This window comes from Candidatus Taylorbacteria bacterium (genome assembly GCA_039934295.1).
In the GTDB taxonomy this organism is placed as follows: Bacteria; Patescibacteriota; Minisyncoccia; order Phycocordibacterales; family HO2-43-120; genus HO2-43-120.
Window position 1 is genome coordinate 25,120 of the sequence record JBDTMN010000013.1, and the last position, 6,125, is coordinate 31,244.

Below are 6,125 nucleotides of genomic sequence, written 5' to 3' on the forward strand. Positions count from 1 at the left end.
AGTAAAAAAAGCCCACAAACTCGAGAAGAGTTTGTGGGTACGACGTGGTGGAAAACTACCCCAAGAACTACCCCAAGGAGGCGGGTGAGCCACCGCAACCCTCCGTGCCACATAGACCACCGCAACCGTTCCCGCCGACTTCAAGCGACATCGAGGCAAGTTTTGCGCCATCACTGCCCTCCCCGCCGCACAAGCCACCACAACCATTTTCGCCGACATTTTGAGGCGCGTTTGGCGGGTGACTTGCGAGACAAACTGCCGTTGCAACAAATAGCGTTGCGCCGGCACAAATAAACCACCGACTAAATTTCACTGCTTGTTCCTTTCGTTATGGGCAGTTCTCCGAATACAGTTGACGACACGACTGTTCGCCATACACTAACTGATTTCCAAAGAACTACACATTGCAAATATTTTACTCTCTTTTTCCAGTGCGTCAACTTTTATACAGAGCTATTACGCATTTCACAACTTCAACCCCGTATACCTGAAGCACGAAAGCACGATTAAAGTTGCCATATATTTTATACTTATATCTTCACCTACGCGAACCAACTAAATAGTTGCATTTCATTATATAAAATCACCCTTCGTCATTCGCCTATCCGTATTGTATTGACGAGAATAGAGACGTGCGTATGATTGCCTAAGAACAACAGTTCTCCGTCTCGTAGACGGTTTAGAAAAGGAAAACTTATGATACTGAGATACGCAGACCCAGACCTGACACGGCTTTGTAGCAATCTACACAAGTATGGAGAATGGCAAAACGTCGAACTGGCCGTTCTTGAAGCACGCTCTGAAGTCGGCGAAATCACGCCGGATAACTTCACACAAGTGAGGGATTTTCTTAACTTACAACCGATTGATGAAAATTGGCTGGATAAGGAAGAGAAACTCTCGAATCACGACTACAACGCGTTCATTGCGGAACGCCGGCGACACTTACCGAAACGTCTGCAAAGACTCTTCCACGGAGAGATGACTTCGTACGATGGTGAGGAACCGGCTACTTCCCGCATCATGAAGGGAACTTTTGATCTAACCATCGGGCGGATCGAAGGACTTGAAGTGGCACTGATGAGTCAAATTCGTAAACATCGCTTCACTCCGCGCCTTGAACGAACTCACGGAAGAGGCGCCGAACTACAATCTGTGGGCAGATTCTTGATCACCCTTCTGACACCGCTGGCACAGTGTCGCGAAAACGTGGTCATCGCTCGGAACGGATTCGATTACTCAAAACTGTCTGGCGCCATCGGCGCAGGTGGGGGTTTGAAACCTGAAGTGCAACGGCTCGCGCTTGCGAAACTAGGACTTCTTCCGTTCAATGGAGCGACTCAAATTATGCCTCGCACATTCCATGCGGGAGCCGCTAGCGCGCTTGCGATCCTTGCTTCGTGGCTCGCCAAAATGGCCTTCGACCTGTGGTTGGGAAGCCGAGACCCGTATCCGTTATTCGAGGAGCCTTTCAGGCCCAAACAAAAAGGCTCGTCGGCAATGCCATGGAAAAAGAACCCGATCACTTTGGAAAAAGTGCGCGGTATGGCTCGATGGGCCCGGGCGTGTGCGATGGCCATCATGGAGAACATCGAAACTCCAGAGGGGCGGGACATCTCGCAATCGAGCGTTGAGCGTTTAGCCTGGCCGGATCTACTACACACAGTTATCCATCTGCTTTCCTCTATGACGAAAGTGGTAGACGGTCTCAACGTGTACGTAGACAATCTGGCGCGACAAATCGCCGAAATGCGTGAGACCTTTGCCGGCAGCAAGGCAAAGGAGCTTCTTGCCGAATGGCTTGAAGGCAAACTCGATGCCGAAGCAGTGTATCGCGTTGTCCAACTTGCTGGGTTTAACGTGCTGGAACCAACTTACGCCGCAGCGGAATATCGTATATCCGGACCACCGGAATCACTTGAGGAGGCAGACAAGTGGACACAAAGAGTGTGTGTACAAGTTCGCAAACCAAAAGTCCAGTATGAACCAGAATCCTTCCGGCACGTGATTATGACTGGGGCGCTGCGACCATCACCCTTGCTGGACATAAGCACCGAAGCGGTAAGTTCGTGGAATCAAATGCTGTGTGAACTCTTCCAAGACCAAGAAAAAAGGAGATGTTGGAACGAGATCTTCAAAGTCTCCTACTGGCTAAAAAACGAAGAGGATCAGTTCGAGCGTGTGCTCGGCAAATAACCCAGCACTTGAACGCCGACGCGAACTGCGTCGGCTTTTTTATTTCAACTCAAATTCTCCTGTCTCAGAGGTTCCATGCTCGATTTTTGAAAGAGACGCGGATTTTTTGATTTCTAACTCAAATTCTTGCAAGAGGCCAGTTGCGGAAATCGTCGAGGACGTAGCAAGAACCACTAGCTCTCCGGGCTTCAGTCCTTTTTCTTTTCGTAATTCTTGAATTGCACGGATTGCCTCTCGCAAATCTCCTTCCTTTTTTAAGGAAGGGGTCAAAACAGTATCAAGCTCAATTTCATTTGAAATAGAATTATCTATAATAACCTCTTTGACATTCAGCTCGTCTTTTATTAAATCGAGGAGTCCAATTGCGACTTTCCACTTTGCACTCCCGCCCGTACCGAAGTACGTTCGGGCGGGTTTAACTTTCAACTTTTGCAAAGGTTGTCTCACTTTGATACCGGCTTTCATTCGCGCCTCAAGACCCAAAGACACAATTCGCCTAACCTCACGCATATCTTCTAATGCTTGTAACGTGTAGCGTGTAACGTGTAACGTCTGAGGCCAATTTTCCAAGTGAACGCTTTCCCTAAATCCGCCCTTGGCGGATCGGGCGACCGAATCCTGCTGATTCGGTTTAGCCTTTTCTCTTCTCACTCTTTGGTAGATATCTTCTGCAATAAACGGAGCGAACGGAGCCATTACTTTTGCAAGCTCGATTAAAATAAAACGTGTTGTCGCGAGAGCTGTTTCTTTGTCCTCCACATTTTCTCCTTTGTACCTGTCTCTTCCACGACGAAGATACCAAGTCGAAAGATCATCAATAAAATCGACGATTGGCGTGACAGCTTTATCAAGCTCGTACTTTTCGAGAGAATCGGTAACTTCGAGGATGACTTCCCCCATTCTGGCTTTAATCCATTCATCCAAAACATTTGACAGTTGACCTTTGACACTTGACTCGACCTTCATTTTCGAATTTCGAATTTCGAATTTCGTGCTTTCCCCCGCATACATTTCATAAAACGAAACTACATTCCGAAGCCTCAAGATATTTTTCTTGTAGACCTCATCGACACCCATCTCTTTAAAATTCATTTCTTCACCATGAGTTACCGGTGAGCCCATTAAGTAGAGTCGCAGAGCATCCGCGCCGTATTTGCGTATCACATCCATCAGGTCCGGATAATTTTTCAAGCTCTTCGCCATCTTTCTCCCGTCTTCGGCAAGAATGAGGCCGTTCACCACAACTCTCTTGTAGGGAGACCGCTTAAAAAGGGCGACGGAAAGAACAATGAGCGTATAGAACCAGCCCCGCGTCTGATCGAGGCCCTCGGCGATAAAATCGGCGGGAAAACCCTTCATCTTTTGAAACAATCCGCCACGAGGCTCAAACAAATCTCTGTTTTGGAAGGGATAGTGGAATTGGGCAAAAGGCATGGACCCCGAATCAAACCAAGTGTCGAAAATTTCGGGAACTCTCTCCATCTTTCCTCCGCACGAGCAAGGAAACGTGAACGCGTCAATGTAGGGACGGTGAAGATCGAGTACATATTCGTCGTTCCTAGGCAATGGATTCCATTTGAGGGCTCTTACCTCCGTGTTCTTAAGAAAATAATCTTTGTTATCGTGGAGCGAGAAAGACTCCTGCGAATTCATTCCTTGCGCTGCGGAAAAAAGAAGCCACGCCGGCGTGTCGTGCGTTATCACCAGAATTTTTTTTCCTTCATATTTTTTCTCGAGCCCCGCAAGACAATCCCCCATTCTTTTTTTCACATCGAGCAAACTCTCTCCATCAGGAGGCGCTTGATTGAATCTCCCGTGATGAGACAGGTAACTGCGGTATTCTTTTCGCGATTTTCCGTTCAATACTCCCGCGTTGATTTCATGAAGCAAGGAATCAACGATGAGAACCTCTCGAGGCAAACCTAATGCCTCGCGTAGTATTCGCGCTGTGCTCAACGTTCGCTTAAAAGGAGAAGTAACAATAAGATCAATACCCATTGTCTTCAGTTTCTTCGCGCTCTCCTTCACCTCCCCTTTGCCCCGCTCCGTGAGCCCATATTGATTGGGGTCGGAGCTTATGATGTCTAGGACATTGCTCTCCGCTTCTCCGTGACGCATCACAAAGTAGGAATTGCGGGGAAGACTAAGCGCCCGCATGGAATCGATTGAACCTAAGACACAAATGCGCTTGCAGAGAGAACACTTCCAGACCGGAAGAGGCGCGCCCCAAAAACGAGAACGAGAAATCGCCCAATCTTTCGCCCCTTCGAGCCACTTGCCGAACCTCCCCTCTTTCACATGCTCCGGAGTCCATTCCACCTTTTTGTTTTCGCTCACGAGCTTGCCTTTGAGAGCGGTAACCTTCAAGAACCACGAGGAAGTAGCGTAATTTAAAAGCGGAGTCTCGCACCTCCAGCAATGAGGATACGAGTGGGTAATTTTTTCTTTTGCGAAAAGAAGCCCTCGATGAGCCAGATTTTTGATAATTTCCACATCGCCTTTTTGATGGTCATCTTTCGGTTTGACAAGTTGGCCGGCAAAATCAGAAACCTCCGGTTTGAATTCGCCATGCAAATTGACATGTTGGATAAAAGGCAATTTCTCTTTTTGCGAGAGCTCATAATCGTCCGAGCCAAATGCCGGAGCAATATGCACAATGCCCGTACCCTCTTCGGTCGTCACAAAATCCGCGCCGTATACTTTAAAGCCATTTTCTCTATTTTTGAGATTCTTGTCTTTAGAATAATAATCAAAAATAGGAACATATGATTTTCCAATGAGATCAATCCCTCTGCATTCACTAAGAATTGTAAAAGCTTCTTTTACAGCAGAAAGTCTTACTTTTGCCAGAAAAAAATTTTCTTCGGCAATTTGAATTTTTACATACTCCACACTAGGGTTCACTGCTAAAGCAATATTTCCCGGAAGAGTCCACGGAGTAGTAGTCCAGGCAAGAAGAAAAGTATTCTCTTCATCTTTTAATTTAAATTTCGCGTAGACTGAGATGTCCGTAATATCTTTGTATCCCTGATTCACCTCAAAATTAGAAAGCACCGTCTCACAACGGGGACAATAAGGCATAACTTTGTAGCCCTCATAAATGAGTTTTTTTTCGTAAAGAGTCTTGAAAGCCCACCAGACGCTCTCGGTATACGAAGTGTCCATGGTCTTGTAGTCGTGCTCCATGTCTACCCATCGTCCGGTGCGAGGCATGATTCTCTTCCAGTCATCGGCATAAAGCGAGATTTTTGAGCGGGCAACTTTGTTGAAAGCGCCAATGCCGAAGTCCAGAATATCTTTCTTGGACTTTAAACCGAGCTCCTTCTCAACGATATTTTCAATTGGCAGTCCATGACAATCCCAGCCCCATTTCCGTCTCACGAAATGTCCCTGCATTGTCTTGAACCGAGGAATCACATCTTTGATAGTGCCGGGCAAAATGTGCCCGTAGTGCGGAAGTCCCGTCGCAAAAGGCGGTCCGTCGTAAAAAACGAATTCCTTTTTTCCTTCGTTTTTTTTGAGTGACTTCTCAAAAATGCCGTTTTCCTGCCAAAATTGGAGGATTTCTTCTTCCTTTTCCGCAACGGGATTCTTTCCCTTTTTTTCTTCATTGTTCATAGAGTTAGAGCCTGTTCAAAGTCTAACCACAAAATAGACTCAAATACTTGTTTGCCTGCCATAATCTCATAATTTCGCACTCGCCAGCATGATGAAGCATCAGCTGCAAATCACTCATCGCTCGTCGACATATTTTGGATATGCCTTCTCGCGCTTCATGATTTTCGCTCGAAATTATGAGATTCTAGCTAGGCATTAGACTTTGAACAGGCTCTTAGCCTTATCTTAGCATTTTTCTTACTCTTCAAAAAGTCGCTGTATAAGGCCACCCATCTTTGCACTCTCCGCCTCTCGTTAGTTGATAACGGTTC

3 protein-coding genes are annotated in these 6,125 nt (G+C 46.7%); 1 reads left to right on the plus strand and 2 read right to left on the minus strand.

Going from position 1 to position 6,125, the window contains the following annotated elements; genetic code table 11:
- Positions 1–67 precede the first annotated feature (67 nt).
- Positions 68–313, minus strand: coding sequence for a hypothetical protein (locus ABI430_04180; GenBank protein ID MEO8638069.1), 246 nt, complete (start codon positions 311–313; stop codon positions 68–70).
- 383 nt (positions 314–696) lie between these two features.
- Between ABI430_04180 and ABI430_04185 the strand changes: the two genes are divergently transcribed.
- The gene (locus ABI430_04185; protein MEO8638070.1) at positions 697–2,196 is read left to right on the plus strand and encodes a lyase family protein; all 1,500 of its coding nucleotides are present in this window, start codon (positions 697–699) and stop codon (positions 2,194–2,196) included.
- Between the two features lie 39 nt (positions 2,197–2,235).
- Here the strand turns inward: ABI430_04185 and ABI430_04190 are convergent, their stop codons facing one another.
- On the minus strand, positions 2,236–5,814 hold the full coding sequence (locus ABI430_04190) for a class I tRNA ligase family protein (GenBank protein MEO8638071.1): 3,579 nt from the start codon (positions 5,812–5,814) through the stop codon (positions 2,236–2,238).
- Positions 5,815–6,125: the final 311 nt, after the last annotated feature.